At 64.8% G+C, this 26,478-nt stretch carries 22 protein-coding genes; 14 read left to right on the plus strand and 8 right to left on the minus strand.

The genetic code is table 11. The features are described 5' to 3' along the window. Positions 1 to 69 precede the first annotated feature (69 nt). From RT697_RS11150 to mpl, 3 genes are all read right to left on the minus strand, one after another. Positions 70 to 1,971 (minus strand): ribonuclease catalytic domain-containing protein, encoded by a 1,902-nt coding sequence (locus RT697_RS11150; protein ID WP_313698880.1) that lies wholly within the window; start codon positions 1,969 to 1,971, stop codon positions 70 to 72. A 75-nt stretch (positions 1,972 to 2,046) separates the two neighbouring features. Next, positions 2,047 to 2,646, minus strand: a complete 600-nt coding sequence (locus RT697_RS11155) for a YqiA/YcfP family alpha/beta fold hydrolase (RefSeq protein ID WP_313698882.1) — start codon at positions 2,644 to 2,646, stop codon at positions 2,047 to 2,049. Between the two features lie 114 nt (positions 2,647 to 2,760). Beyond that, positions 2,761 to 4,131, minus strand: coding sequence for a UDP-N-acetylmuramate:L-alanyl-gamma-D-glutamyl-meso-diaminopimelate ligase (gene mpl, locus RT697_RS11160; RefSeq protein WP_313698883.1), 1,371 nt, complete (start codon positions 4,129 to 4,131; stop codon positions 2,761 to 2,763). 97 nt (positions 4,132 to 4,228) lie between these two features. On the opposite strand from mpl, the gene RT697_RS11165 reads away from it, so the two are divergent. The 13 genes from RT697_RS11165 (at position 4,229) to RT697_RS11225 (ending at position 15,897) form a co-directional block, all read left to right on the plus strand. After that, on the plus strand, positions 4,229 to 4,762 hold the full coding sequence (locus RT697_RS11165; RefSeq protein WP_313698884.1) for a TlpA disulfide reductase family protein: 534 nt from the start codon (positions 4,229 to 4,231) through the stop codon (positions 4,760 to 4,762). An 89-nt stretch (positions 4,763 to 4,851) separates the two neighbouring features. Next, on the plus strand, positions 4,852 to 5,286 hold the full coding sequence (aroQ, locus tag RT697_RS11170; RefSeq protein ID WP_056564467.1) for a type II 3-dehydroquinate dehydratase: 435 nt from the start codon (positions 4,852 to 4,854) through the stop codon (positions 5,284 to 5,286). A gap of 88 nt (positions 5,287 to 5,374) precedes the next feature. Next, a complete protein-coding gene (accB, locus tag RT697_RS11175) occupies positions 5,375 to 5,827 on the plus strand; it encodes an acetyl-CoA carboxylase biotin carboxyl carrier protein (protein WP_313698885.1) in 453 nt (150 codons plus the stop codon). Between the two features lie 9 nt (positions 5,828 to 5,836). Further along, positions 5,837 to 7,183 carry an acetyl-CoA carboxylase biotin carboxylase subunit gene (gene accC, locus RT697_RS11180; protein WP_056564461.1) on the plus strand — a complete coding sequence of 449 codons (1,347 nt, stop codon included), beginning with the start codon at positions 5,837 to 5,839 and terminating at the stop codon, positions 7,181 to 7,183. A gap of 110 nt (positions 7,184 to 7,293) precedes the next feature. Beyond that, on the plus strand, positions 7,294 to 8,223 hold the full coding sequence (prmA, locus tag RT697_RS11185; protein WP_313698888.1) for a 50S ribosomal protein L11 methyltransferase: 930 nt from the start codon (positions 7,294 to 7,296) through the stop codon (positions 8,221 to 8,223). Between the two features lie 24 nt (positions 8,224 to 8,247). Next, a complete protein-coding gene (locus RT697_RS11190) occupies positions 8,248 to 9,732 on the plus strand; it encodes a DUF3426 domain-containing protein (RefSeq protein WP_313698890.1) in 1,485 nt (494 codons plus the stop codon). Positions 9,733 to 9,744: 12 nt separating this feature from the next. After that, entirely contained in the window at positions 9,745 to 10,686 is a 942-nt protein-coding gene (locus tag RT697_RS11195) for a carbohydrate kinase family protein (protein WP_313698892.1), read from the plus strand. A gap of 205 nt (positions 10,687 to 10,891) precedes the next feature. Further along, on the plus strand, positions 10,892 to 11,395 hold the full coding sequence (locus RT697_RS11200) for a glycine zipper 2TM domain-containing protein (protein ID WP_175186485.1): 504 nt from the start codon (positions 10,892 to 10,894) through the stop codon (positions 11,393 to 11,395). A 327-nt stretch (positions 11,396 to 11,722) separates the two neighbouring features. Beyond that, entirely contained in the window at positions 11,723 to 11,962 is a 240-nt protein-coding gene (locus RT697_RS11205; RefSeq protein WP_008159625.1) for an acyl carrier protein, read from the plus strand. After that, entirely contained in the window at positions 11,940 to 13,127 is a 1,188-nt protein-coding gene (locus tag RT697_RS11210; RefSeq protein WP_313698894.1) for a D-alanyl-lipoteichoic acid biosynthesis protein DltD, read from the plus strand. The genes RT697_RS11205 and RT697_RS11210 overlap by 23 nt, the downstream gene beginning before the upstream one ends. Next, the gene (locus RT697_RS11215) at positions 13,124 to 13,297 is read left to right on the plus strand and encodes a hypothetical protein (protein ID WP_128829895.1); all 174 of its coding nucleotides are present in this window, start codon (positions 13,124 to 13,126) and stop codon (positions 13,295 to 13,297) included. Before RT697_RS11210 ends, RT697_RS11215 begins: the two co-directional genes overlap by 4 nt. Before the next feature lie 7 nt (positions 13,298 to 13,304). After that, a complete protein-coding gene (locus RT697_RS11220; RefSeq protein ID WP_313698896.1) occupies positions 13,305 to 14,432 on the plus strand; it encodes an MBOAT family O-acyltransferase in 1,128 nt (375 codons plus the stop codon). Between the two features lie 16 nt (positions 14,433 to 14,448). Further along, positions 14,449 to 15,897 carry a D-alanine--poly(phosphoribitol) ligase gene (locus RT697_RS11225; protein WP_313698897.1) on the plus strand — a complete coding sequence of 483 codons (1,449 nt, stop codon included), beginning with the start codon at positions 14,449 to 14,451 and terminating at the stop codon, positions 15,895 to 15,897. A gap of 4 nt (positions 15,898 to 15,901) precedes the next feature. Here RT697_RS11225 and RT697_RS11230 read toward each other — a convergent pair whose 3' ends face one another. The 5 genes from RT697_RS11230 to RT697_RS11250 all read right to left on the minus strand — a co-directional run bounded on the left by RT697_RS11230 (position 15,902) and on the right by RT697_RS11250 (position 25,689). Beyond that, positions 15,902 to 16,462 (minus strand): YggT family protein, encoded by a 561-nt coding sequence (locus RT697_RS11230; protein ID WP_056566878.1) that lies wholly within the window; start codon positions 16,460 to 16,462, stop codon positions 15,902 to 15,904. 189 nt (positions 16,463 to 16,651) lie between these two features. Further along, positions 16,652 to 17,377 (minus strand): histone H1-like DNA-binding protein, encoded by a 726-nt coding sequence (locus RT697_RS11235; RefSeq protein WP_313698899.1) that lies wholly within the window; start codon positions 17,375 to 17,377, stop codon positions 16,652 to 16,654. 350 nt (positions 17,378 to 17,727) lie between these two features. Further along, positions 17,728 to 18,927, minus strand: a complete 1,200-nt coding sequence (locus tag RT697_RS11240) for a ribonucleotide-diphosphate reductase subunit beta (protein WP_056564436.1) — start codon at positions 18,925 to 18,927, stop codon at positions 17,728 to 17,730. Positions 18,928 to 18,947: 20 nt separating this feature from the next. Continuing rightward, positions 18,948 to 21,878 carry a ribonucleoside-diphosphate reductase subunit alpha gene (locus tag RT697_RS11245; RefSeq protein ID WP_313698901.1) on the minus strand — a complete coding sequence of 977 codons (2,931 nt, stop codon included), beginning with the start codon at positions 21,876 to 21,878 and terminating at the stop codon, positions 18,948 to 18,950. 304 nt (positions 21,879 to 22,182) lie between these two features. Beyond that, entirely contained in the window at positions 22,183 to 25,689 is a 3,507-nt protein-coding gene (locus tag RT697_RS11250; RefSeq protein ID WP_313698903.1) for an indolepyruvate ferredoxin oxidoreductase family protein, read from the minus strand. A gap of 130 nt (positions 25,690 to 25,819) precedes the next feature. Between RT697_RS11250 and RT697_RS11255 the strand changes: the two genes are divergently transcribed. Beyond that, positions 25,820 to 26,269, plus strand: coding sequence for an Lrp/AsnC family transcriptional regulator (locus RT697_RS11255; protein ID WP_008159001.1), 450 nt, complete (start codon positions 25,820 to 25,822; stop codon positions 26,267 to 26,269). Positions 26,270 to 26,478: the final 209 nt, after the last annotated feature.

A 26,478-nucleotide genomic window follows, 5' to 3' on the forward strand; every position in this document is an offset into this window, starting at 1 on the left:
CCATGATCTTTAGTCCTCATGATATGCCTCGCCCACAAAATCACGGATAGGCCCTCTGAAGAAAGCGACCTACGAAGCCGCAGCCTCCCCCTTAGCCTCACCCACAAACCGACAATCCAACTCCAGAGACAACTCATCCATCCCCAGGATATCCACCTCAACAGCAGTCCCCCGCTCAAACTCCGGCATCCCCCCCACCCGAGTCACCAACGGCGCATTCGCAAAGCGCACCAGATCATCCCGAAGCACATGCGCCACCGTCCGCGTCACGCCGTTCTGCTTCAACCAGCGCAGGCACCAGTAGCGCTCCATCGCGCTCTGGAACTCGGCCCAGGCCGCGTATTGCGCATCAAAGGCGCCGATGATGGCGAACAGATCCGCATCGCGCGGTTTGAACGGAGCGATCAGGCGGGCCGAGACGCCATGTTCCACCGCGGCGATCAGTTGCCATTGGTTAACCAGGTCGACATAGCGGCGCAGCGGCGACGTGCTCCACGCGTACTGCGGGACGCCGATGGCCTCGTGCGGCAGCGCCTGCGTGCTCATGCGCACGCGGCCAGCCTGTTGCGAGCGGTAGATGCCCGGCACGCCGTGCTGGTTCAAGAGGCCGCCCCACAGGTTGTTGGCCAGGATCATGTATTCGGCCACCATGCGGTCCAGCGGCGCGTTGCGCTGGCGCGGGACCAGGCGCACGGGCGTGTCGGGATCGTCGGGGTTGCCGTCCAGGTAGAAGCTGTACTCCACCCGCGAATTGTTTTCCGGCTTGCCGCGCACGTTTTCGCGTTGCGCGGACAGGGCCTGGGCCAGCTTCCAGAGCGGGCGCAGCCAGTGGCCGTAGGGCAGGTCGGCGTCCGGGTCGGCCAGGCTGGCTTCGGTGACCTGGCTGTCCAGCATGTTGTGGCGCAGGTTTTCGCGCACGACGATGCGTTCCAGGCGGGTTTCCGATTCGATGATTTCGCCGGTTTCGGGATTGGCGACGACGTACAGCGACAGTGCGGGCACTTCGCGGCCGGCGTCCAGCGAAAACGCCTGGATGACGCTGCCCGGCTGCATCGGGATCTTGTCGCCCGGCATGTAGACGGTGGACAGGCGGGCGCGGGCCAGCTTGTCCAGTTCGCTGTCGCGGGTGACGGACAGGCCGGGCGCGGCGACGTGGACGCCGACGCGCACGCGGCCGTCGGGCAGCGTGGAGACGGACAGCGCGTCGTCGATTTCCGTGGTGGTGACATCGTCCACGGAATAGATCTCGGCGTCGGCTAGCGGCAGTTCGCGGTCGATGGGCGGCAGTTCCACGTCGGGGAAAGCCAGTCCGCGCGGGAAGTTGACGGCCAGGAAGCGGCGCTTGTGCAGCGCAAGCGCGTGCGGCCAGGCGCCCAGTTCGAGCAGCAGGCGGTCAGGCGTCTTGCCCAGCTTGGCGCACGCGGCGTCCAGGGCCTTCCATTGCTGCGAGTTCTTGTCCGGGCGGATCAGGAGCGATTCGGCGGCCTGTGCAATCGGTTCGGGCAGGCGGCCTGCGGCCATTTCGTCGACCCATTCCTGCTGCTGTTCGGCCTGGCGTTGCTTCTTTTCCAGCGCGGCCAGCGCGGCGGCCAGGATGTCCGGCGGGGCGGGGCGGTAGCGGCCCTTGCCGCGGCGATGGAAGTACGCCGGCGCGCCATGCAGACGCATCAGCAGCGCGGCTTGTTCGACGGGCGTGGGGGCGTGGCCGAAGTAGTCGGCGGCCAGGGCGGGGGAGTCGAATTCCTCTTGCGGCGCGCATTCCCACAGGAATTGCAGGTCCAGCGTCTCGGCCGTGGCGGCCGCCTGGCTCATCAATGCTGCCGGATCGGGCGAGGCGAAGTTGAACAGGGTATTGGCGCGCTTGATTTTGCTGCGCTTGCCCGACTCCGACTCCACCTGCAGGCTGGCGTCGGTCTCGGACAGGATATTGCCGGCCTTGAAGCTGCCGTCATCTTCGTAAAACACATACATGGTGGGGATCGTCCTGGGCGGCGGCCTCGCGCCGCCTTGCGCAGCTTGGTGGGTGTTGAAAGTCGATATCGATTATCAGGGGCGTACCGGCTTGTCGCCTAGGGCGAATTCAAGCACTTCCGGCATCCATTCCGCGAAATCGGATAGGCCGTGGTCGCTGCCTTGCACGATACGCTGGCGGCAGCCGGCGTATCGGTCGCGCATCTCGCGCCAATCCAGCACTTCGTCGCCGGTCGCGGCCACCAGGAAATACCGGTCGGGCTGCGTGATGCGCGGCGCGTGGATGGCGGCCAGTTCGGCCACATAGTCGGGCAAAAAAACGAACGGTGCGCCGGAATGATACATGTGGTGCTCGCCGACCTGGGTGGCAAGGTCGCGCGCGGCGTGGACGGCAGGGTTCAGCAGCACGGCCTTGCAGCCCAGTTGCTCGGCGATCCACGTGGCGTAGAACCCGCCCAGCGACGAGCCGATGACGGTCAGTTCGCGGGGCGAGCCGGTGTCCGCCAGCCGGTCGCGCGCCATGCCCAGCGCCAGGTCGATGGCCTCGCGCGGACTGGCTGGCAGTTGCGGGCAGGCCCACGCGTCCATCAGGCCGCGCGCGGCCATGGCGTCCGCCATCATGCGGGCCTTGAAGGAGTCGGGCGATGATCGGAAACCGTGTAGATAGAGGATCATTGCTTGCTGTTTCCGTCTGCGTTGCGGGGAGCTGCCGGATGAACGCCTGGGCGCCGGGCGGGGCAGGCGGGCCCAGCGGGGCGCGCCTTGTGCCTGACGGCCGGGCGGGCGGAATCAGCCGCGCGCCTGCAGCGCATCCAGCAGCTTGCCATGGATGCCGCCGAAGCCGCCATTGCTCATGACCAGCACTTGATCGCCCGGCCGGGCGGCGCCGGCGACCGCGTCCACGAGCGCGCCGATGTCATCGTAACTGGAAGCCCGGCCGCCGAGGGGCGCCAGGACGTCGGCGGGGTCCCAGCCCAGCGCGTGCTTGCCTTCGCTGGCGCCGAAGCAGAACACCAGATCGGCATCGGCCAGCGCCTCGGGCAGCCGCGCCGCCATGGTGCCCAGCTTCATGGTGTTGGATCGCGGCTCCAGCACGGCCAGGATGCGCCCGGCGCCCACTTGGCGCCGCAGGCCTTCCAGCGTCGTGGCGATGGCGGTGGGGTGGTGGGCGAAATCGTCGTAGACCTTGATGCCATTGACCGTGCCGCGCAGTTCCATCCGGCGCTTGACGCCGCCGAAGCGGGTGAGGGCATCGATGCCCTGTTCGGCCGGAACGCCGACATGCTCGGCGGCGGCCAGGGCAGCCAGCGCATTCATGCGGTTGTGCTCGCCGGTCAGCGACCAGCGCACAGTGCCCGCGCGCACGCCGGCGCGGGTGACCTCAAACGCGCCGTCGGCGTCAGGCGGCGATGCCTGCCAATGCCCTTGCGGTCCGAACGTGACGGTATCCGACCAGCATCCGCGCGCAATCACGCGGTCCAGCGCTTCCGAGTGCGTGGGCCGGACGATGCGGCCCGACCCCGGGATCGTGCGAACCAGGTGATGAAACTGCGTCTCGATCGCCGTCAGATCGGGGAAGATGTCGGCGTGATCGTATTCCAGGTTGTTCAGGATGGCGGTGCGAGGGCGGTAGTGCACGAACTTCGAACGCTTGTCGAAGAACGCCGTGTCGTACTCGTCCGCCTCGATGACGAAAGGGCGGCGCGCCGGATCATAGCGGGCGGAAACGTGCAGGTCCTGCGCCACGCCGCCGATCAGGAAATTCGGGGCCATGCCGGCGGCTTCGAGCACCCAGGCCAGCATCGAACTGGTGGTGGTCTTGCCGTGCGTGCCCGCCACAGCCAGCACATGTGCGCCCGGCAGGATGTTGTCGCCCAGCCATTGCGGCCCGGACACGTAGCGCGCCCCGGATTCCAGAATGGCTTCCATCAGCGGGTTGCCGCGGCTGACCACGTTGCCGATGACGTACAGGTCAGGCTTGAGCGCCAGCTGCTCGGCGCCAAAGCCTTCGATCAGTTCGATACCCTGTTCGGAAAGCTGGGTGCTCATCGGCGGGTACACGCCCGCGTCGCAACCCGTGACTTTGTGGCCGGCGGCGCGCGCGATCAGCGCCAGTCCGCCCATGAAGGTGCCGCAGATGCCAAGAATGTGCAGGTGCATTGATAAATCTCCTGCCCCGCATTGTATATATAGCGGCCCGACAATCCCGAGCCCCGCGCCTGCGGCGTAAAACGGCCGCAACGGTTATCATCGCGCCATGAATCGACGCCTACTTCTTTCCGCCGCCGTGGCGGTGGCCGCGACTGTCGCGGGCGGCTACACGCTGATGGGCCGCAAGCCCAAGAACGACGCCGCGCCTGCGGATGCGGGCGATCCGGTCACGGGACTCATGCAGATGCAGCTTCCGGATCTGAACGGCGCTTCGCATTCGCTGGCCGGCTGGAAGGGCCAGCCCATCGTCGTCAATTTCTGGGCAACCTGGTGCGCACCGTGCGTCAAAGAGATGCCCGCGCTCGATGGCCTGCAGAAAAAATATCCGAACGTTCGCTTTGTCGGCATTGGCGTCGATTCCGCTGCCAACATGCAGAAGTTTGTCGAGAAAGTACAGGTTTCCTACCCGTTGTGGGTAATCGGCGCCGGCGCTATCGATACGCTGCGCAAGCTGGGTAATCCCAGCGGTGGTCTGCCTTTTACTATCGTTTTCAATGCAGATGGCAGCATTAACCGGAAGATATTGGGCGAAGTCCAGCCCGATGACCTGGATCGCACCCTTGCCGGTTTAAAGGCGTAAGTCTGTTGGACAAATAGTAGGAATTGGCGTAAAAAGCTGGTTTATCGGCTGTTTTGCCAACAATTGGCAATCCACTCATTGGCACGCGCATGGCGCAAAACATACTGGTATTGCATGGCCCGAATCTGAACCTGCTTGGCACCCGGGAACCTCATATCTACGGCAGTCTTACGCTTGCCCAGATCAATGAGCGTCTCGAGTTGCTCGCGGGCGAACTGGGCGCCACGCTGTCTGCGTGGCAAAGCAATCACGAAGGTGCGCTGGTTGACCGCATTCAGGCGGCCCGGCAGGACGGCACGGACTTCATCATCATCAACGCAGCGGCATACACGCACACCAGCGTCGCGATTCGCGACGCGCTGGCCGGGGTCGCGATCCCATTTATTGAAGTACATTTGTCCAATCTGTATAAGCGAGAGCCGTTCAGGCATCACTCCTATCTGTCCGACTTGGCGCAGGGCCTGATCAGCGGCCTGGGCGCGGACGGCTACGAGGCCGCGCTGCGATACGCAGTGCGGCACTGATCTCGCATCAATTCAACGCTTTTACATCTTATACGGCGCGAACCCCGACGCTGGGACGACGCCGACACTATCTCGGGAAGCAGCTTCTATGGATCTTCGAAAACTCAAAACCCTGATCGACCTGGTGGCTGAATCGGGCATCGCCGAGCTGGAAATCACCGAAGGCGAAGGCAAGGTCAGAATCGTCAAGTTCTCGCAGACGCTGCAGCCGGTGGCTTACCACCAGCCCGAAGCCGGCGTGCCCGCCGCGCCTGTTGCTGCCGCTCCCGCCGCTGCACCGGCCGCGCCCGCCGCCCCGGTCATTCAGGGCCATGTCGTGAAGGCCCCGATGGTCGGCACGTTCTACCGCTCGCCGAATCCGGGCGCCGCTCCGTTCATCGACGTGGGCGCCACCGTCAAGGAAGGCGACCCGCTGTGCATCATTGAAGCCATGAAGCTGCTCAATGAAATCGAAGCCGACAAGGCCGGCGTCATCAAAGAAATCCTGGTCGAAAACGGTGAGCCCGTCGAGTACGGTCAACCCCTGTTCGTCATTGGCTGATAGCTGAACATGTTCGAAAAAATCCTGATCGCCAATCGGGGCGAAATCGCCCTGCGCATTCAGCGCGCCTGCCGCGAGCTGGGCATCAAGACCGTCGTCGTGCACTCCGAGGCCGACCGTGAAGCCAAGTACGTGCGCCTTGCCGATGAATCCGTGTGCATCGGGCCCGCGCCGTCGCGTGAAAGCTACCTGAACATGCCGGCCATCATCTCGGCCGCCGAAGTCACGGATTCCGAGGCAATCCACCCGGGTTACGGGTTCTTGTCCGAAAATGCCGACTTCGCCGATCGCGTCGAGAAGAGCGGTTTCGTGTTCATCGGCCCGCGCCCGGACACGATCCGCCTGATGGGCGACAAGGTCAGCGCCAAGCGCGCCATGATCGAAGCCGGCGTGCCGGTGGTGCCGGGCTCGGAAGGCGCGTTGCCCGACGATCCGCAGGAAATCCTGCGTACGGCGCGCGAAGTCGGCTATCCGGTCATCATCAAGGCCGCTGGCGGCGGCGGTGGCCGCGGCATGCGCGTGGTGTACACCGAGGCCGCGCTGCTCAACGCCGTCACGATGACGCGTTCCGAAGCAGGCGCCGCGTTCAACAACCCGGAAGTCTATATGGAGAAGTTCCTCGAGAACCCGCGCCATATCGAAATCCAGGTGCTGGCCGACGGCGGCCGCAACGCGGTGTGGCTGGGCGAGCGCGACTGCTCCATGCAGCGCCGCCACCAGAAGGTCATCGAGGAAGCGCCGGCGCCGGGCGTCGCCCGCCGCCTGATCGAGCGCATCGGCGATCGCTGTGCCGACGCCTGCCGCAAGATGGGCTATCGCGGCGCCGGCACGTTCGAGTTCCTGTATGAAAACGGCGAGTTCTATTTCATTGAAATGAACACCCGCATCCAGGTCGAACACCCGGTCACCGAACTGATCACCGGCATTGATCTGGTGCAGCAGCAGATCCTGGTCGCCGCCGGCGAAAAGTTCACGCTGCGTCAGCGCGACATCACGTTCAAGGGCCACGCGATCGAATGCCGCATCAATGCGGAAGATCCGTTCCGTTTCGTGCCCAGCCCTGGCCGCATCACCAACTGGCATACGCCGGGCGGTCCTGGCGTGCGTATCGACTCGCATGCGTTCAATGGCTACTTCGTGCCGCCTAACTACGATTCGATGATCGCCAAGGTCATCACGTACGGCGACACGCGTGACCAGGCGCTGGCCCGCATGCGCATCGCGCTGTCGGAAATGGTGGTGGAAGGCATCTCCACCAACATCCCGCTGCACCGCGAAATGCTGCAGGACGCCCGCTTCATCGAAGGCGGCACCAGCATCCACTATCTGGAACACAAGTTGGCGCAGCGTCCCTGACCGACTTTGGGGCCTCACGGCCCCTTTTGCGTTTTGCCTTATTGATGTTTTAAGGTTGATCGGGCCGCGGCGGATGCCGCGGCCCGTTGACCAGATGGAAGAGAAAAATCATGCGTGAACTCGTGCTCCATTGCTCGGAGGCGCAGGCCGAAGCCCTGTCGGATGCCTTGCTCGAAGCCGGCGTGCTGTCGGTCTCCGTCGAAGACGCCGACTTCGGCACCGAAGTCGAACGCCCGCTGTTCGGCGAGCCGGGCACCGAGCCCGACGTCCAGGCATGGGACCGCAACCGCGTCGTCGCGTTGCTGCCCGACGGTGCCGATCCCGCGCAGATCATGGAAGAAGCCGCCCAGACCGGGGAGCTCGATGCGTCGGTGTTCGATGGCTGGAGCCTGCGCGACGTGCCGGACGCCGACTGGGTGCGCCTCACGCAATCGCAGTTCGGCCCGATCCACATCGCCGAACGCCTCTGGATCGTCCCGAGCTGGCACCGCGACGATCCCGATGTGCCCGGCCTGGATACGGCCATGCCCGACCAGGACGGCGCCATCCACATCGAACTGGATCCGGGCCTGGCCTTCGGCACCGGCAGCCATCCCACGACTCACCTGTGCCTGGCCTGGCTGGAAGCCGAGCTTCCCGCTGGCGCGACGCTGTTGGACTACGGCTGCGGATCCGGCATCCTGGCCATCGCGGCGCGCAAGCTCGGCGCCGGTCCCACGCAGGCCGTCGATATCGACGCGCAGGCGGTGCAGAGCACCGTATTCAACGCCGAGGTCAACAAGGTCGAGCTGCAGGCCATGCTGCCCGACGGACTGGCGGATGGCACGTTCGAAGTCGTGGTCGCCAACATCCTGTCCAACCCCCTGAAGGTGCTGGCCCCCATGCTGGCCGGCCGCGTTGCCGCGGGCGGTCACCTGGTGCTGTCGGGCGTGCTGGAACGCCAGGCCGAGGAAGTCGCGGCCGCCTATGCGCCCTGGCTGGCCATGTCGGTCTGGCGCGCGCGCGACGGCTGGGTCTGCCTGCACGGCAAGAAACCCTGAGTCCCGGCAGCAGGAGCACGCCTCATGGCTCTGACCACCCGCTGCCCGCAGTGCGGCACCTCGTTCAAGGTGGTGCCTGACCAGCTTCGGGTCCGCAATGGGCTGGTGCGCTGCGGCGCCTGCTCGACCGTATTCGATGGCCGCGCGTGCCTGGTGACTGCGCCGGGCGCGCCCGTCGCGTCCACGGTGCCGGCCACGGCGTCGCTGCCGGCGTCTGCCGCGGCCGTCGCCGCGCCCGTGCTGGCCGCGCCCGAGCCGCATCCGCCTGCCGCGCCGATTCCCGAACCGGCGTTCACGCCGGTGTTGCCTGCGTCCCCGGCGCCTGCACCCGCCTTCACGCCGGCGCGTCCCGCGCCGGTTTCGACTCATGTGCCGCCGCCCGCCATCGTGCCGCCCCGGGCAGCGCCCGCCGCGCCCGTTGAGCCGCGTGTGGTCCTGCCCTGGGAAGACGAACCCGTGCCGCCGCCGCCGGCACCGTCGATTCCGCCCGCCGTGCTGCGCAGCCGCGACGACATCCGCAAGCGTGCCGAGCCGGAAGCGGCCATTCCGGATGACCACGCCGAAGACGACGACTACCCCGGCGACGACTACCCCGACGATGACGGCGAGCCGTTCCTGCGCGAGGCGGAGCCGCCCCGCGCCGCGCCCGCGCAACGGACTCCCGTGTTTCGTAACGAACCCATCGTCGCCAGCCGGTCCGGCGAGCCGACGCTGGACTGGCGTGCCGGGCAGCCGCGCAGCGAGGTGCGCCACGACCTGCACCATGACGTGCGCCAAGACGTGCGCCAAGACCCGCGCCGCGCCCCGCACCACGACCTGAACGACGAACGCCACGACGACCTGCACGACGACATACGCGACATCGAGCGCGACGACGAATACGAGGACGAAGACGATCTGGATCACGGCGCCCACGAGCCGGTGCTGGGCGACACGCGCACGCGTTATTCCAGCGCCACCGACGTGGGCCGAGCGCCGCCCGAATTCCTGGATCAGGATCGCATCGAGCGCAGCGGCTTCATGCGCAAGCTGTGGGGCTATGCGTGCCTCGCGGGCCTGATCGTCCTGGCCCTGCAACTGCTCTACGCGTACCGCACCGACATCGCCAATTCCGTGCCGGCGCTGCGTCCCGCACTGGAAGCCGTCTGCAAGCCGCTCGATTGCACGGTCGGCTATGCGCGCCGGCGCGATCTCATCAGCATTTCGTCGTCATCTCTGCAGCCGCCCACGGGCGCCGCCGCCATCGACGACGGACGCACCCGCCTGGTGCTGACCGTAATGCTGCACAACCGCTACGACAAGCCGCAGTATTGGCCGGCGTTGGTGCTCGAGTTGAACGACCTGTCCGACACGGTGGTCGTGCGCAAGGTGCTGATGCCCGAGAATTACCTCACGCCCGAGCAGTTGAAGGGACCGTTCGGTCCCCAGGGCGCGTTGAAGATTTCAGTCCCCATTGAAGTGACCGGCGTTCAGGTCAATGGCTACCAACTCGACAAGTTTTTTCCGTAAAGGATGACAAGCATGGCAACCCCTGTTCTGGTCTGCGGTTCGATGGCGTTCGACACCATTGCGGTGTTTGAAGGCCGCTTCAAAGAACACATTCTTGCCGACCGCATTCAGTCGCTGAGCGTGTCGTTCCTGGTGCCCAGCATGCGCAAGGAATATGGCGGCTGCTCCGGCAACATCGCCTACAACATGAACCTGCTGGGCGGCACGCCGGTGCCGGTCGCCACCGTCGGCGAAGACGCTGGCGAATACATGCAGCGCCTGTCGGGTCTGGGCATCGACGTCAGCCGCGTCAAGGTCATTCCCGACACGTTCACGGCGCAGTGCTTCATCACGACCGACCTGGACGACAACCAGATCACCGCCTTTCACCCGGGCGCGATGTCGTTCGCCGCGGAAAATGACCTGAGCGATGCCGACGCCGCCTGGGCCATCGTTGCCCCGGACGCGAAAGAGGGCATGTTTGCCCACGCCGAACGCCTGCACAAGCGCGGCATCCCCTTCATTTTCGACCTGGGCCAGGCCATGCCGCTGTTTGACGGCGCCGACCTCGAGCGCATGCTCAAGCTGGCGCAGGCCCTCACGGTCAACGACTACGAAGCCGGCGTGGTCGAGCAGCGCACGGGCCGCAGTGTCGCGGACATCGCGCGCACCCTGCAGGCGGTGGTGGTGACGCGTGGCGCCGAAGGCGCGACCCTGCACACCGAAGGCAAGACCATCCAGATCGAACCCGTGCGGGCCTCGCAGGTGGTGGACCCCACCGGCTGCGGCGACGCGCAGCGCGGTGGTCTGCTGTACGGCCTGACCAGCGGCTGGAGCTGGGAAGACAGCTGCCGCCTGGGCAACGTCATGGGCGCCATCAAGATCGCTTCGCGCGGCCCGCAGAATCACGTGCCGACGCGCGCCGAGATCGACGCCGTGCTGCACGCCACGTACGGCATTCACCTGCCCGGCTGATCGGCCAGGACTTCTCGGGAACCGCGGTCCCGCACACAGGTCGAATCTCGGCGCATATTCAAAGGCAACGGGCTGTAGCCCGTTGTTTCGTGCGTGAGTTTGCAGCTTCTGGCGGAGCGTTTCAGTCTGTTGCGGGTGCGCTTGCCGGGCGTTGCGGGCGGAGTATCATCAGTCACCGTCGGTCGTGCCCGAATGAGGAGTCCAAATGAATCATATAAAGTCTATTTCCCTGGTGACGCCGCGTACTGGCCGTTGGCTGGCTGTCGCGGCTGTGGTGACGTCGATGGCAGTGCTTGGCGGTTGCGCAAACCCCAGCGCCTCCAGCGGCGTGTACAGCTACGATCAAGCGCAGCGCGAACAGATCGTCCGTAACGGAACGGTCACCGGCGTGCGTCCGATCGTCATCCAGAACGACAAGTCCAGCGGCGTCGGCATGGTGGCCGGCGGTGCGTTGGGCGGCGTGGCCGGCAACGCGATCGGTGGCGGCACGGGCCGCACCATCGCCACGGTGGGCGGCGTCATTCTCGGCGCCCTTGCCGGCAATGCCGTCGAGAACCGCGCACAGAAGAACTCCGGCCTGGAGATCACGGTGCGTCTGGACAACGGCGAGACCCGCGTGGTCGCCCAGGAAGCCGATGTGCCCATCAGCGTGGGCCAGCGTGTCCAGGTGATCAGCGGCGCCGGTCCGACCCGCGTCACGCCGATGTAATCGGCCCAGCCCGCATCAAAAAGCCCGCGCAAGCGGGCTTTTTTTGTCGCTCGCCCGCAACGCAGCCCCCGGGATTTACCCGCGAACGTTACCTTTCCAAGCGTTTTCTCGCCATTTCCTCCATAAGTTTCATGGCGATTCGACGGCCGAAGTGCAATGATTGCGACGGCGCGGCAGTCCGGATTTAATGTAACCACGTGCTTCCGGAGGCCCTGCTTGCTGGCTGGAATTTTTCAGTTTGGTTTCAGCTATTTTCTGTATCCTCGTCGCCTGAATCCCGGGGCGGGGGATGGTTTGCCGAACAGGCAACGTTACGCTGCAATACCTATGCATACCGAGCAAGAACTCCACACCAAGATCGGCGAGATCGTCGAGTCGATCGTCATGAAGAAAGTCACCCCCGACACGCAACTGATTGCCACCGGCCTGGTCGATTCGCTCGCCGCCGTGGACATCACGCTGGCGGTCGAGTCCGAGTACGGTTGCAGCATTCCGGCTCCCGAAATCGCAGAGCACCTTCAGTCGGTCCGCGTGCTTGCCGGCTATGTCGCTGCCCATACTTCGTAATACGCGTTTGCTGTCGCACGTCGCGGCGGCAGCCACGGCAGTGGCGTTGGCGGTGGGCACGTATTGCGGCGCGGACGACCTGCTCAGCCGCGTCGTCAATCCGTCGTCATCGCTCTCGGCCACCGCGGCCGACAAGAGCAACTACCTGCCCAATCTGGGGCCAGATTGGGGCACCCAGCACGTCAACCTGAACCGTCTGGGCAACGCCCTGAGCGACGGCACGCTGGTGGTGCTGGGATCGTCCGAACTGTCCAGCCACGACCTGCGCTTCGTTCCCTACCGCTTCTTTCCCGAAGAGCTGAAGGTGCCGACGCTCGCGTACGGCCACGCGATGTTCCAGTCGTACGGCATCGTCAGCGTGCTGGAGTCGGTGTCCGATTCGCTCACGCCCAACACGCGCCTGGTCATCATGCTGTCGCCTGCCTGGTTCGCCTCGGGCGGGCAGCTGCCGCGCAGCGCGTTCGCCGAGCACGTCACGGGACCGGTCTGGGACCGGTTGTGGGATCAGCCCAGCACGCGCGAGCAGATGCAGAACTGGATCAGCGACAACGCGAACTGGGGCTTGCTGTGGCTTATCGCCAATGGTCAGGTGTCAGAGCTGAAGGACAAGCTGGCGCTGTGGTGGCATGCGCGTCAGGCGCCCGCGCCCGACAAGCCGCGCAGCAAGCTGTCCGTGCCCGCGCACCGCTTCGTGTCCTGGCCGGCGTCGGCCCGGTTGAATTCGGGGCAGTGGTCCCAGATCACCCACGAAGCGCGCGTCGTCGAACACAACCTGGGCGGCAACAACCCCTACGACGTGCGCGACGACTACTACAAGCAGTACCTCGCGCCGCTGTACTCGCCCGCGCGCAATGAATTCGCCGACGTCGATCCCATCACCCGCACCGAACTCGGCGACCTCTCGCGTGTGATGGCGCTGCTGCAAAAGCGCAAGGTCAAGGCGTACTTCGTCATCCAGCCGTTCAACCCCAAACTCATCCTGGACGTCGAACGGTTCGATCCGGTGGTGGACGCCATCACCGGCATGTGCACGCGCTATCAGATGGGGTGTCTGGATCTTTACAGCATTCCCTTCGAGCCCGGCATGCTGCGCGATGACATGCACCTGGCCGAACTCGGCTGGGCCATGGCCGATCAAGGCATTGCGGAGTATTTTTCCCGATGAAATTCTTTCGTAAAGACGAAGCCCGCAATGCGGGTGCGCCCTGGGCGCGCCGCTTCTTCTGGCACCTGTGCCTGTACGTGGGGGTGATCCTCGTGTTCGTGCTGCAGGCGCAGCCCACGACGGGCAGCGGCGGACCGATCAAGGTCGAATTCCAATACCAGCAGTTCTGAGCGCACCATGGAACTCTTCGCAAGCTTGAGCTTCTTCGGCGGCGCCCTGTTCGGCGGCCTGGGCCTTGTCGCCTACCGGTCGTCCGGCATGCCGCTGCGCATCGGCTATCGCCACATCATCGGCGTCATCTGTCTGGGCGTGTGGATGGCGGTGTTCTGGGCGCGGCCGTATCAGCCCATTGCGCTCTTCGCGATTTCCGGCGCCGCGCTGTGGGCCATGCGCCGCAATTACATCCCGACCTGGCTGGCGGTCATCATCACGATGACGCCGCTGCTGCTGGTCAAGACCGGCGTGTCGCACCTGGGCGCCATGCTCGGGTTGTCCTTCGCCACCTTCCGCGCCATCGACGTGCTGCTGTTCGCGCCCCGCAACGAGCGCGTCTCGCCGCTGGATTACTTCATCTACCTGTTCTTCCCGCTGACGTTGCTGGCCGGTCCCATGTACCGCTGGCGCGCCTTCCAGGCCGACCTGAAGCGCGGCTACGAAGGCGTCAACCTGAACACCTGGCTGACCGGGCTGGAACTCATCATGGTGGGCGTGATCCAGAAGTTCGGCCTGGCCGAGCTGATCTGGCGCTACGGGCTGGCCACGCTGGACGCGCACGACTATTCGTTCACGGGCGTGGCGCTGAACGCCTCGCTCTACAGCGCCTACCTGTTCTTCGACTTTGCCGGCTACTCGACCATGGCGATCGGGATAGGCATGCTGTTCGGCTTCACGCTGCCGATCAACTTCCGCAATCCGCTGGCCACCCTGAACCCGCAGGACTTCTGGCGGCGCTGGCACATCAGCCTGTCCGAGTGGCTGCGCGACGTCGTGTTCATGCCGATCTACAAGGCGTTGAGCAAGACCAGTTTCTTCGGCCGCCATCGGCTTGCGGCGCAGAACATCGGCATCTTCGCGACGCTGCTGGCGATGGGCGTGTGGAACGGCTTGTCGCTGCACTACATCGTCAGCGGCCTGATGTTCGGCGCGTATTCGGTGGGCCACAACCTGCTGATCAACGCCGCGCGCACGCGGCCCGGCCTGCAGGCGTTTTTGGCCAAGCCCGTCATGCGCTTTCTCGGGCGCGTGCTCACCCTGATTCTGGCCGCGCTGGCGCTGTACGTGTTCAGCGGCCGCAGTCCCATCTGACGCCGGGAGCTTCGGCATGCGTTTCGACTTGAAGTCCTTCCAGTTCGTCGACGACGGACGCGTGCCCGACGCGCTGGCCGTCGCCGCCGCCGACCGCAGCCTGACTTGGGCGCAGTTGCGCGCCGAGGCGCAGGCCTGGGCCGACGCCGCTCGTCAGCACGGCGTGGCGCCCGACGTGCCGGTAGCCATCTACGGTCACAAGGAAGCCGCGTTCTTCGTCGCCATGGTCGGCGCGCTGCTGATCGGCGCGCCGTTCGTGCCGGTGGATACCATCTATCCTCCTGAGCGTCTGCGCCGCATCGTGGAGATCGTGCGCGCCGCCGCCGTCTTCGATGCCGCGGCCGGCACCTTCACGGCGGGCGAGGGCGAAGTGCTGCAAGAGCGCGGCCTGGCCTACGTGATGTTCACGTCGGGCAGCACGGGCGATCCGAAGGGCGTGCAGATCGGCCGCGAAAGCGTCGGGCTGCTCGGTGACTGGATGCTCGGCAGCTTTGGCTTGGGCGAGGCGCCCGTCTTCATGAACCAGGCGCCGTTCAGTTTCGACCTGTCGATGTACGAGGTCTTCGCCACGCTGGCCTCCGGCGGCAGCTGCGTGCTCAACGCGCGCGAACAGATCGCCGCGCCCGGCCCGTGGATGGAACGGCTGGCCGGCCACGGCATCACGGTGTGGGTGTCCACGCCGTCGTTCGCGCACCAGCAACTGGCCAACCGCGACTTCTCGCCCGCCACGCTGCCGACGCTGCGCACGTTCCTCTTCTGCGGCGAGCCGCTGCCGGCGGCGCTGGCCAAGAAGCTGCGCCAGCGCTTTCCCGACGCGTCCATCCTGAACACCTACGGCCCGACCGAAGCCACGGTCGCCACCACCTGGATCGAAGTCACCGACGCCGTGTTGGCGGCGCACGACCCGCTGCCGGTCGGACATGCCAAGCCGGATAGCGTGCTGCTGGTGGACGAGGGCGAGATCTGCATCGTGGGCGACCATGTCATGCGCGGGTATCTCAACCGCGCCGACCTGAACGCGGCCAAGCTTTACACCTATGACGACGGCCGCCGCGCGTTCCGCACGGGCGACCTGGGTCTGATGGAAGAGAACGGATTGCTGTTCTGCCGCGGCCGGATGGACGACCAGATCAAGCTCAATGGTTATCGCATCGAGCTGGCCGAGATCGACGAGGCCTTGCACGGCCTGCCGGGGGTGGAGGGAAGCGCCTGCGCGGTGCTGCGCCGTCCCGACGGCACCGCGGTGCGGCTGATCGGTTTCGTGACGGGGGCAAAGGCGGCGACGCAGGAAGCGTCGCTGCTGGCGCCGGAGGCCTTGTCCGGCTGGAAGGAGCGGCTGGCCGAGCGCCTGCCGCCGTACATGGTGCCGTCAGAGCTGGTGGCCTGCCAGGCGCTGCCCATGTCGAACAACCACAAGATAGACCGGAAGAAGCTGATCGAAATCTACAGCGCCATTCCGGTCTAGCTGATTACACGCCCATCATGCCGTAGCTCAGGCGAGCCAGGACCATCAGCAGGATCTGCGCGGCCACCAGCAGGATCAGCGGCGAGAAGTCGATCGAGGTGCGCGGCAGGATGCGGCGGATGGGATCGAGTAGCGGCGCGGTCAGCGATTGCAGCAGCGGCATCATGGGCGCCATCGGGTTGACCCACGACAGCACGGCCTGGATCAGCGTCAGCCAGACCACCAGGTTCAGTGCCCACTTCGCGGTCATGATGAGCGCCGAGCCCATTGCGGCGGGCAGCAGCGCGGCAGGGATCAGCGCGCCGATGGCCACCAGCCACAACAGCACCAGATAGACCAGCGCCGACAGCCATGCGCACACGAGGCTGGTCCAGTCGATCTTGTTGCCCGCGGGAATGATCTTGCGCAGCGGCATCACGAGCCAGTTGGTGGCGCCGTAGATCGCGCGCGCCAGCGGGTTGAAGGGATGCAGCCGTATCGCGTGCATCCAGGCGCGGGCAATCAGTGCCGCGCCAAACAGCGTGAACACGATTTCGAGAAGGAAGCGGAAGATTTCACCGAGCATGGACGCGATCACCCCAAAAAAGAGGAGTCAATTGTCGCACGGCCAGACGTAAAAATTGCGTACGGTCCTAGTGCTTCAGGCCCAGTGCAAAGGGTCAGCCATTTGGATGGCATGACGCGCAGACGACAAAAAAGCCGCCCGGCAAATACCAGGCGGCTCTGATGAAGCTAACGCTTCGGCGCGTCCGGATTAGGGACGGCCACCCGTCGGGAACGGCCACGACGCGGCGGGGTTCAGCGCGGTCTTCGCGCCCGGGGCAGCAGCCGTGGTCGGCGGCGTGGCGGGCTTCTTCGGAGCGGCTTTCTTCGCAGCGGGCTTCTTGGCGGCGGCGGGCTTCTTTGCGGCGACAGCCGGCTTGGAAGCAGGAGCCTTCTTGGCGGCGGGAGCCTTCTTGGCAGCCGGGGCCTTCTTGGCTACGGCCTTCTTGGCAACCGCTTTCTTGGCGGCCGGGGCCTTCTTGGCAGCAGCCTTCTTGGCTACGGCTTTCTTGGCGGCCGGGGCCTTCTTGGCGACAGCCTTCTTGGCAACGGCCTTCTTGGCAACGGCCTTCTTGGCAACGGCCTTCTTGGCGACGGCCTTCTTGGCGACGGCTTTCTTGGCAACCGCCTTCTTGGCGACAACCTTCTTGGCTACGGCCTTCTTGGCGACAGCCTTCTTGGCGACAGCCTTCTTGGCGGCCGGAGCCTTCTTCGCGACGGCCTTCTTGGCTACCGCTTTCTTGGCGACGACCTTCTTGGCGGCCGGCTTCTTGGCGGCAACCTTCTTCACGGCCGGCTTCTTGGCGGCTGCGACTTTCTTCACTGCGACTTTCTTGACGGCAGCTTTCTTGGCCGGAGCGGCCTTCTTCGCTACTGCCTTCTTGGCGGCGGGTTTTTTCACCGCTGCTTTCTTGACGGCTTTCTTGGCTGTTGCCATGGTCATGCTCCTTAGGTTCAGGGGTCCCAGAACTTAAACCCGTGCCCCGACCCGCCAATTGGCGGACCGTGCCCGGGCTATTCATCGGCGCATGCCGCTGTTCTGTGCGAGCAACAGCTACTACGGTTTGCGCTAATGAATTCGGCACAGCCATTTGATATGGCCCCCGCTCCTTTGGCGCGAGCCATTTCAAATGGCGCCGGCAGGCAGCCTGTCCACAGGCCGCCGACCGCTTGTTCTACGTGTTCGAAGACACCCTGACCAAGGAGATTGCCATCAAGCCTGTCGCGAACGCAACGCCCATCAATTGGAAGAGGGCGTGCCCGCGCCGGGCTCGATGGCGTACTGCGTTACTCCCAGCTCAGCGTGCCACCGGTTTGGTATTCGATCACGCGAGTTTCAAAAAAGTTGCGTTCCTTTTTAAGGTCGATCATTTCCGCCATCCACGGGAAGGGATTTTCTTCCTGGGGGTACAGAGGTTCGATACCGATCTGCTGGCAACGACGGTTGGCGATGAAGCGCAGGTAGGATTTGAACATGGGTGCGTTCAAGCCCAACACGCCGCGCGGCATCGTGTCTTCGGCGTAAGCGTATTCGAGTTCGACCGCTTTGCGGAAGAGTTCTCGAATTTCTTCGCGGAATTCCGGCGTCCAGAGATGCGGATTTTCCAGTTTGACGGTGTTGATCAGATCGATGCCGAAGTTGCAGTGCATGGATTCATCGCGAAGGATGTACATGTACTGTTCGGCAGCGCCGGTCATCTTGTTCTGGCGGCCAAGCGCCAGGATCTGCGTGAAGCCAACGTAGAAGAACAGGCCTTCCATGAGGCAAGCGAAGACGATCAGGGACTTCAGCAGCGTCTGGTCGGCTTCGGGCGTGCCCGTCTTGAAGTTGGGATCAGCGATCGCGTCGATGAACGGGATCAGGAACTCGTCTTTTGCCCGGATGGACGGCACTTCGTTGTAAGCGTTGAAGATCTCGGCTTCGTCCAGGTCCAGGCTTTCGACGATGTATTGATAGGCGTGCGTGTGAATGGCTTCTTCGAAGGCCTGGCGCAGCAGGAACTGCCGGCATTCGGGAGCCGTGATGTGGCGGTAGGTGCCCAGCACGATGTTGTTGGCGGCCAGCGAGTCGGCGGTCACGAAGAAGCCGAGGTTGCGCTTGACGATGCGGCGCTCGTCCTCGGTGAGCCCGTTCGGGTTCTTCCAGAGGGCGATGTCGCGCGACATGTTGATCTCTTGCGGCATCCAATGGTTGGCGCAAGTGGCCAGGTACTTTTCCCACGCCCACTTGTACTTGAAAGGCACAAGCTGGTTGACGTCGGTCTGGCCATTGATGATGCGCTTGTCGGCAACCTTCACGCGCTGCGAGGTGGCGGAACCGCTGGCAGCCAAGCCGGCCGCGTGTTCAGGCGCAGCGGGCGTGGGCATGGCGGTGTCGCCGAAAACACCCGTCGCCGCCCGGACTTCCGGGGCAGCCTGACCGCCCGCCGCGGGCGCGGCAGGTTGTGCAGGTTGCGTGGCGGTGGTGTCGTCGTCCCAATTAATCATGATTCATTCTCCGGATGCGGTTATTGGCAGGCTTCGCACTCTTCGAAGCCGGGGTCGCCCGGCCGCATGGTGCAAACCGCTCCGAGAACTTCGGGTTCCGGCAAAACAGGTGCTGCGCCCATGGCCGAAGCCGTGGACTGGCCGCTGGCGCTGACAGCGTTCAATTCGCCGCCGCGTCCGGTGGATTTCTCGGCGCTGGTGGCGCCAAGGGTACGCAGGTAGTACGTGGTCTTCAGGCCACGCGTCCATGCCAGCTTGTAGGTGTCGTCCAGTTTCTTGCCCGATGCGCCGGCCATGTAGATGTTCAGCGATTGGGCTTGATCGATCCACTTCTGGCGGCGCGACGCGCATTCAACCAGCCAGCTCGGTTCGACTTCGAACGCGGTGGCGTAGAGTTCGCGGAGTTCGGAAGGAACGCGATCGATGCGGGACAGGCTGCCGTCGAAGTACTTGAGGTCGGCGACCATGACTTCGTCCCAGAGACCGAGTTTCTTCAGGTCACGCACGAGGTAATCGTTAACGACCGTGAACTCGCCGGAGAGATTCGATTTGACGTACAAGTTCTGGAAAGTGGGTTCGATGCACGCAGATACGCCAATGATATTGGAAATAGTGGCGGTTGGGGCGATTGCGATGCAATTGGAGTTGCGCATGCCGTGTTCTTTGATGCGCGTGCGCAACGTATCCCAATCGAGCGTGCTCGATTCATCAACGTCAACGTGACCACCACGTTCATCACGCAGCATCTTCAACGTGTCTTGCGGCAAGATGCCACGCGACCACAGCGAGCCTTCATACGATTGATAGCGGCCGCGTTCTTCAGCGAGCAGGCTCGACGCGAAGTAGGCGTGATAGCACACCGCTTCCATCGAACGATCCGCGAATTCAACAGCGGCTTGCGATGCGTACGGCACGCGCATCATCTGCAGGCAATCCTGGAAGCCCATGATGCCCATGCCCACCGGACGATGGCGCGCGTTGGAATTGCGGGCCTTGTCGACGGCGTAGTAGTTGATGTCGATCACGTTGTCGAGCATGCGCATGGCGATGCTGACCGTGCGCTTGATCTTGTCGTGGTCCAGTTCGAAACCGCCGCCGGCAGCCGGCTTCATGTGTGCGACCAGGTTCACGGAACCCAGATTGCAAACCGCGATTTCGGATTCGTTGGTGTTCAGCGTGATCTCGGTGCACAGGTTCGAGCTGTGGACGACGCCCACGTGCTGCTGCGGCGAACGGATGTTGCACGGATCCTTGAACGTGATCCACGGGTGGCCGGTTTCGAACAGCATCGACAGCATCTTGCGCCACAGCGTCAGCGCCGGCATCTTCTTGAACAGCTTCAGTTCGCCGCTGGCGACGCGGGCTTCGTAGCCCACGTAGGCTTCTTCGAACGCGCGGCCGTACTTGTCGTGCAGGTCGGGGCAGTCGGACGGCGAGAACAGCGTCCACTCACCGCCTTCCATGACGCGCTTCATGAACAGGTCGGGAATCCAGTTCGCCGTGTTCATGTCGTGCGTGCGGCGGCGTTCGTCGCCGGTGTTCTTGCGCAGTTCCAGGAATTCTTCGATGTCCAGGTGCCACGACTCGAGGTACGTGCAGACCGCACCCTTGCGCTTGCCGCCCTGGTTCACGGCGACGGCCGTGTCGTTGACGACCTTCAGGAACGGCACGACGCCCTGGCTTTCGCCGTTGGTGCCCTTGATGTGGCTGCGCAGCGCGCGGACCGGGGTCCAGTCGTTGCCCAGGCCGCCGGCGTACTTGGCCAGCAGCGCGTTTTCCTTGATGGCGTCGTAGATGCCTTCCAGGTCGTCGGAGACGGTGGTGAGGTAGCACGACGACAACTGCGAGTGCAGCGTGCCCGAGTTGAACAGCGTCGGCGTCGAGCTCATGAAGTCGAACGAGGACAGGATCTCGTAGAACTCGATGGCGCGCGTTTCGCGGTCGGTCTCGCGCAGCGCCAGGCCCATGGCCACGCGCATGAAGAAGACCTGCGGCAGTTCGATGCGGGTGCCGCGGATGTGCAGGAAGTAGCGGTCGTACAGCGTCTGCAGGCCGAGGTAGCCGAATTGCAGATCACGCTTGGCGTTCAGCGCCTTGCCCAGCTTGGTCAGGTCATAGTTGGCCAGTTCGGGCGACAGCAGGCCGCCTTCGATGCCGCGGGCAATGAACGTGGGGAAGTATTCGGCGTAACGCGTGCCCATGCCGTCTTGCGAGACTTCTTCGCCCAGCACTTCCTTGCGGATCGTGTGCAGCAGCAGACGGGCGGTGACCTGGCTGTAGGCCGGATCCTTTTCGACCAGCGCACGCGCGGACAGGATGGCGGACTTGAAGACTTCGTCGACGGGGATGCCGTCGTACAGGTTCTTGACCGTTTCCTTCAGGATGGCTTCGGCGTCGATGAACTCGGACAGGCCTTCGCCAGCGGCGACGATGGTCGCGCGCAGTTCGGCGACGTCCAGCGGACGGCGCACGCCGCCGTCGGTGACGTTCAGCACATGTTCCTGCGGCGCGGCGGCGGCCTTCTGCTGGCCTTCGGCGGCAGCAGCGGCAGCGCGTTCCTGCGTGCGCTTTTCACGGTACAGGACATAGGCGCGCGCGACGTCATGCTCGCCAGAGCGCATCAGCGCCAGTTCGACCTGGTCCTGGATGTCTTCAATATGGAAGGTGCCGCCGTTGGGGCGGTTGCGAACCAGCGCGTTGACGGCCTGGCCGGTCAGCGATTCGACCAGTTCACGCACACGGGCGGATGCGGCGCCTTGGCCGCCATTGACGGCCAGGAAGGCCTTGGTCATGGCGATGGCGATCTTGCTGGGCTCAAAACCAACCACCGAACCATTGCGGCGGATGATGTTGTAGCTGGCCCATTTGCCGCTATTGGCGTCGGCGGGGGAGTCGGTTTGGGAGGGCGGCACGGCCGAAGGCCGAGTCACAGAGGCGATCGTAGTCTGCATGGAAGCTCCTGTGCGAAAAAGCGCGTAGATAACGGCATGACGGCGTCATGTCGGGTCAAAATTGGATCTTGTAATGGGGGTCGCAACGTCCGGACAGGCTAGTCCGTAAGGCGTGGCCGGCGGGAATCAGCGCTTAGGCGACCACAAGATGTAGTGTAGCACCCCTCGTTGGCCACTAATTCTAGTGATCGAGGTTTACAGGGACAAGAAGAAGATAAGACGAATCCCACAAAAGATTGTAACCAAATGCACTAGGCGCGCCCCGCAAGGCGCGCCCAGGTCAGTGACCACTCAGACCGGCTGTTTATGCGGTTTTCCGCAAGGGGATGGCGTGCGAAGCCGGTGCTGCATAGCTCTGCAGGTGTCGGGCCAACTCGGTCCGATACTTGTCGACATTCGCGGCCTTCACGTGGCCAAAACCGCGAATGTTTTCTGCCAGGGCGGCGATTGTAGCCGCTTGCGCGAGCTTGTCCGAGGTCAACCCTGCGACGAGCAGGTCTATGGTCTGGCGGTACTCCTGAACCAGCGCCCGTTCCATCTTGCGCTCGGCCGTGTGGCCGAACGGATCGAACCACGTGCCGCGCAGGCCCTTCAAGCGCGTCAGCAATTTCAGTGCCGACATCGTGCGCGGACCCAGCGTCATCTTGCGGGGCACGCCGGTGCGCGGATCCTTGCGCGCGAAGATCGGCGGGGCCATGTGAAAGCGCAGGCTGTACTCGCCCTCGAACTGTCCCTCGAGTTGCGCCTTGAACGCGTCGCCGGTGTAGAGGCGCGCCACTTCGTATTCGTCCTTGTAGGCCATGAGCTTGTACAGGCTGCGCGCCACCGCCATCGCCAGCCGGGGCGTCTTGGCCTCCGGCGCCAGTTCACGCTCGCGCGCCGCGACGGCTTCGACGACCTCCCGGTATGCGCGGGCATAGGCGGCGTCCTGATACGCCGTCAGATCTTCGACGCGGCGCGCCACGGCACGTTCGAACGTTTCGGGGACGTGGAGCTGCACGACCTGCGCGCGCGGACGCAGCGCGCCTTCCAGCGCGTCAGGTTGATGCGCGGCGAGCCGGCCGCTGTCGAAGGCGGCGCGGTTGGCTGCAACCGCCACGCCGTTCAGTTCGATCGCGCGGTAGATGGCGGCCTGCGACAGCGGCACGCCGCCGCGCTGCCAGGCATAGCCCAACATGAACATGTTCGACAGGATGCTGTCACCGAAGAGCGCCAGGGCGGCTTCGTGCGCGTCGATCGCCGCGGTGTGCGTGTCGCCGGCCGCGTGACGGATCTTGGCGAGCAGCGCTTCGGGGCGCATCGCCGCGTCAGGATTGCGCGTGAAGTCGGAGACGGGCGCCACGTAGGTGTTCACCGTGACCTTGGTGTGGCCGCGGCGCAGGGCGCCCAACGAATCGGGCGCGACGGCGGCGACCGGATCGCACAGGATGGCCGCGTCGGCCTGCTGCCAGTCGAGACGCACGGGGCCGGCGGTCGCGCCGGCGGGGGCCAGGCGGATGTGGCTGACGACGGTGCCGCCCTTTTGCGCCAACCCGGTCAGGTCCAGCACCGCTGCGGACAGGCCTTCCAGGTGCGCGGCCATCGACACGATGGCGCCGATGGTGATGACGCCCGTACCGCCCATGCCGGCGACCAGCAGGCGATAGGGATGGTCCAGCGCGAAGATATCGGGCTGCGGCAGGCCGGCGATCAGGCCTTGGAGGCGCTCCTGGTCGGCCTTCGGCGCCGCGCTCTTTCTCGGCTTGCCGCCCATCACGGACACGAAGCTGGGGCAGAAGCCCTCCGCGCACGAATAGTCCTTGTTGCAGCTGGACTGGTCGATCGCACGCTTGCGGCCGTACGGCGTTTCCAACGGAACGACGGACAGGCAGTTCGATTTCACGCCGCAGTCGCCGCAGCCTTCGCACACCGCGCTGTTGATCAGCATGCGGCGCGCCGGGTCCGGAAACTGGTTCTTCTTGCGGCGGCGGCGCTTTTCGGCGGCGCAGGTCTGGTCATGGATCAGGACGGTCACGCCGGGAATCTCGCGCAGCTCGCGCTGCAGCGCGTCCAGCTCGCGGCGGTGGTGCACCTTGATGCCGGGGCCGAGGTCCACGCCCTGATACTTCTCGGGCTCGTCGGTGGTGACCACGATGCGTGCGACGTTCTCGCCGCGCAGCTGCTGGCAGATCTGCGGCACGGAAATGGGGCCGTCGACCGGCTGCCCGCCCGTCATCGCCACGGCATCGTTGAACAGGATCTTGTAGGTGATGTTGGCGCGCGCCGCGACGGCCTGGCGGATGGCCAGATAGCCCGAGTGGTAGTAGGTGCCTTCGCCCATGTTCTGGAAGATGTGCGGCATCTTCGTGTAGCGGGACAGGCCGATCCAGTCGACGCCTTCGCCGCCCATCTGGGTGAGGCCGCCCGTGTCGCGGTCCATCCATGCGGCCATGTAGTGGCAGCCCACGCCGGACAGCGCCTGGCTGCCCTCGGGCACCTTGGTCGACGTGCTGTGCGGACAGCCCGAGCAGAAGTAGGGGCGGCGGCGCATGCCGTCCGCGTCGTTGGACAGCGGCGCCTGGCATTCGAAGGCCGACAGGTCGCGGTTCACGGGAAGTCCTGCGGCGCGCGACAGCCAGGAGGCCAGCGGCGCGGCCAGCAGCGACGGGCGCAGTTGGCCGGCCGACGTCACCATCGGCTCGCCGTCCAGACCCTTCTTGCCCGCGACCGTCGGGCGCTGCGGCAAATTGAACAGCATGTCCTTGATCTGGCTTTCGACGACCGCGCCTTTTTCCTCGACGACCAGGATGTGCGACAGGCCGCGCGCGAATTCGAGCAGGCGGCCCTCGTCCATCGGCCAGGTGAGACCCGGCTTGTAGATCCGCACGGGCGCGTTCGCCGTCACCGTATCCACGCCCAGGCGCGCCAACGCTTCCATGGTGTCCAGATGCGCCTTGCCCACCGTGACGATGCCCACCGTTGCCTTGGGCGCCGGGCAGGTCAGCTTGTCCAGGCTGTGGCGGCGCGCGAAGGCGGCGACCGCCTTCATGCGCTGGTTCATGCGCGTCTCGACCGCCAGGGACAGGAAGTCGCGTGCCGAATACTCGAGCGATCCGGGCGGCATGTCCGGATCCGCGGGCATGTCGTAGGTCTGGATCGGGGCCGGGGTGAAGGAGTGGCCGCTTTCGATGGTCTCGGACACCGCCTTGAAGGCGACCCAGGTGCCGGCGTAACGCGAGAGCGCCCAGCCCCACAACGCGAAGGTCTCGTATTCGTCGATGGACGTCGGATGCACGATGGGCATCTGCCAGCCGATCAGCGAGGCCTCGCTGGCGTGCGGAATCGAGGAGGACACGGCGGTGTGGTCGTCGCCCACCACCACCAGCACGCCGCCGTTGCGCGAGGCGCCCGCGGCATTGCCGTGATGCAACGCGTCGCCGGCGCGGTCCACGCCCGGGCCCTTGCCGTACCACATGGCAAACACGCCATCGACGTTGCGGTCGTCGCGCACGCCCGCCTGCTGCGTACCCATGACCGCGGTGGCGGCCATGTCTTCGTTAATGCCCGGCAGGAAGGTGATCTGGTTGGCGTCCAGCGCCTTCTGCGCCTTCCACATGGCCATGTCGACACCGCCCAGCGGCGATCCGCGATACCCCGACACGAAGCCGGCGGTGTTCAGGCCGCGCTCGCGGTCCACCCGGCGCTGCGTGAGCATCATGCGCACCAGGGCCTGGGTGCCGGTCAGAAAGATGCGGCCGGACTCGCGCGTCAGGTTGTCGGCGAGCTGATACTCAAGGTCCAGCTCGGGTGCGGCGGCGGGGGTACCGTCCATAGTCAATGCTCCTCGTATTTGGCACCATGATAGGTTCGCGAGGGATCAGGTTTATTGCGTTTTTGGATCGTGCTATCCCTATAATTCGCAATGAACATTTCGTATTCCAAAAAAATCAGGAGACAAACGAATGGACAAGACCGATATCGGCATCCTCAAGGCCCTGCAGGAAGACGGCCGGGCCTCGGCGCAGCAGCTTTCCGAGAAGGTGGGGCTGTCCGCCGCGCCGGTGTGGCGGCGGGTGAAGGCGATGGAGGCGAGCGGGGTGATCCAGGGCTACAGCGCCCAGGTCGACCGCAGCAAGGTGGGACTGGGCTGCATGTTTGCGCAGATCAGCCTGGAGCGGCACTCGGCCAACACCGTTGAAAACTTCGAGCGGTCGGTGCGCGATGCGCCGGAAATCCTGGAGTGCTATGCGGTCACCGGAGACTCCGACTTCCTGTTGAAGATCCTGGTGGAAAGCCCTGAAGCGTATGACCGATTCCTGCACCGGTTCCTCTTCAACATGCCGGGCATCCGGCAGACGCGCACCATCGTGGCGCTGCGCGAGATCAAGCACGAACAGCGGCTGCCGCTCTAGGGCGCGACAAGCGCGCTCTATATATAGAGAGGTGTCGCTTGAAACCAACGCATTTTTGCGGTTTCCGAACGGATTCCGGGCGCGCTCGCGGCCGCACTGTTGCGCATTTGCACATGGCGCGGATCCTCGTTGATTCTTCCCTGGCGCCTATTTAGAGTGCGTGAAGTCCGCTGCGCCTGGGACGTGCCGGTGTGATCGGCGCGGCGCGT

The organism is Achromobacter sp., from assembly GCF_032113835.1.
Classification (GTDB): Bacteria; Pseudomonadota; Gammaproteobacteria; order Burkholderiales; family Burkholderiaceae_B; genus Achromobacter.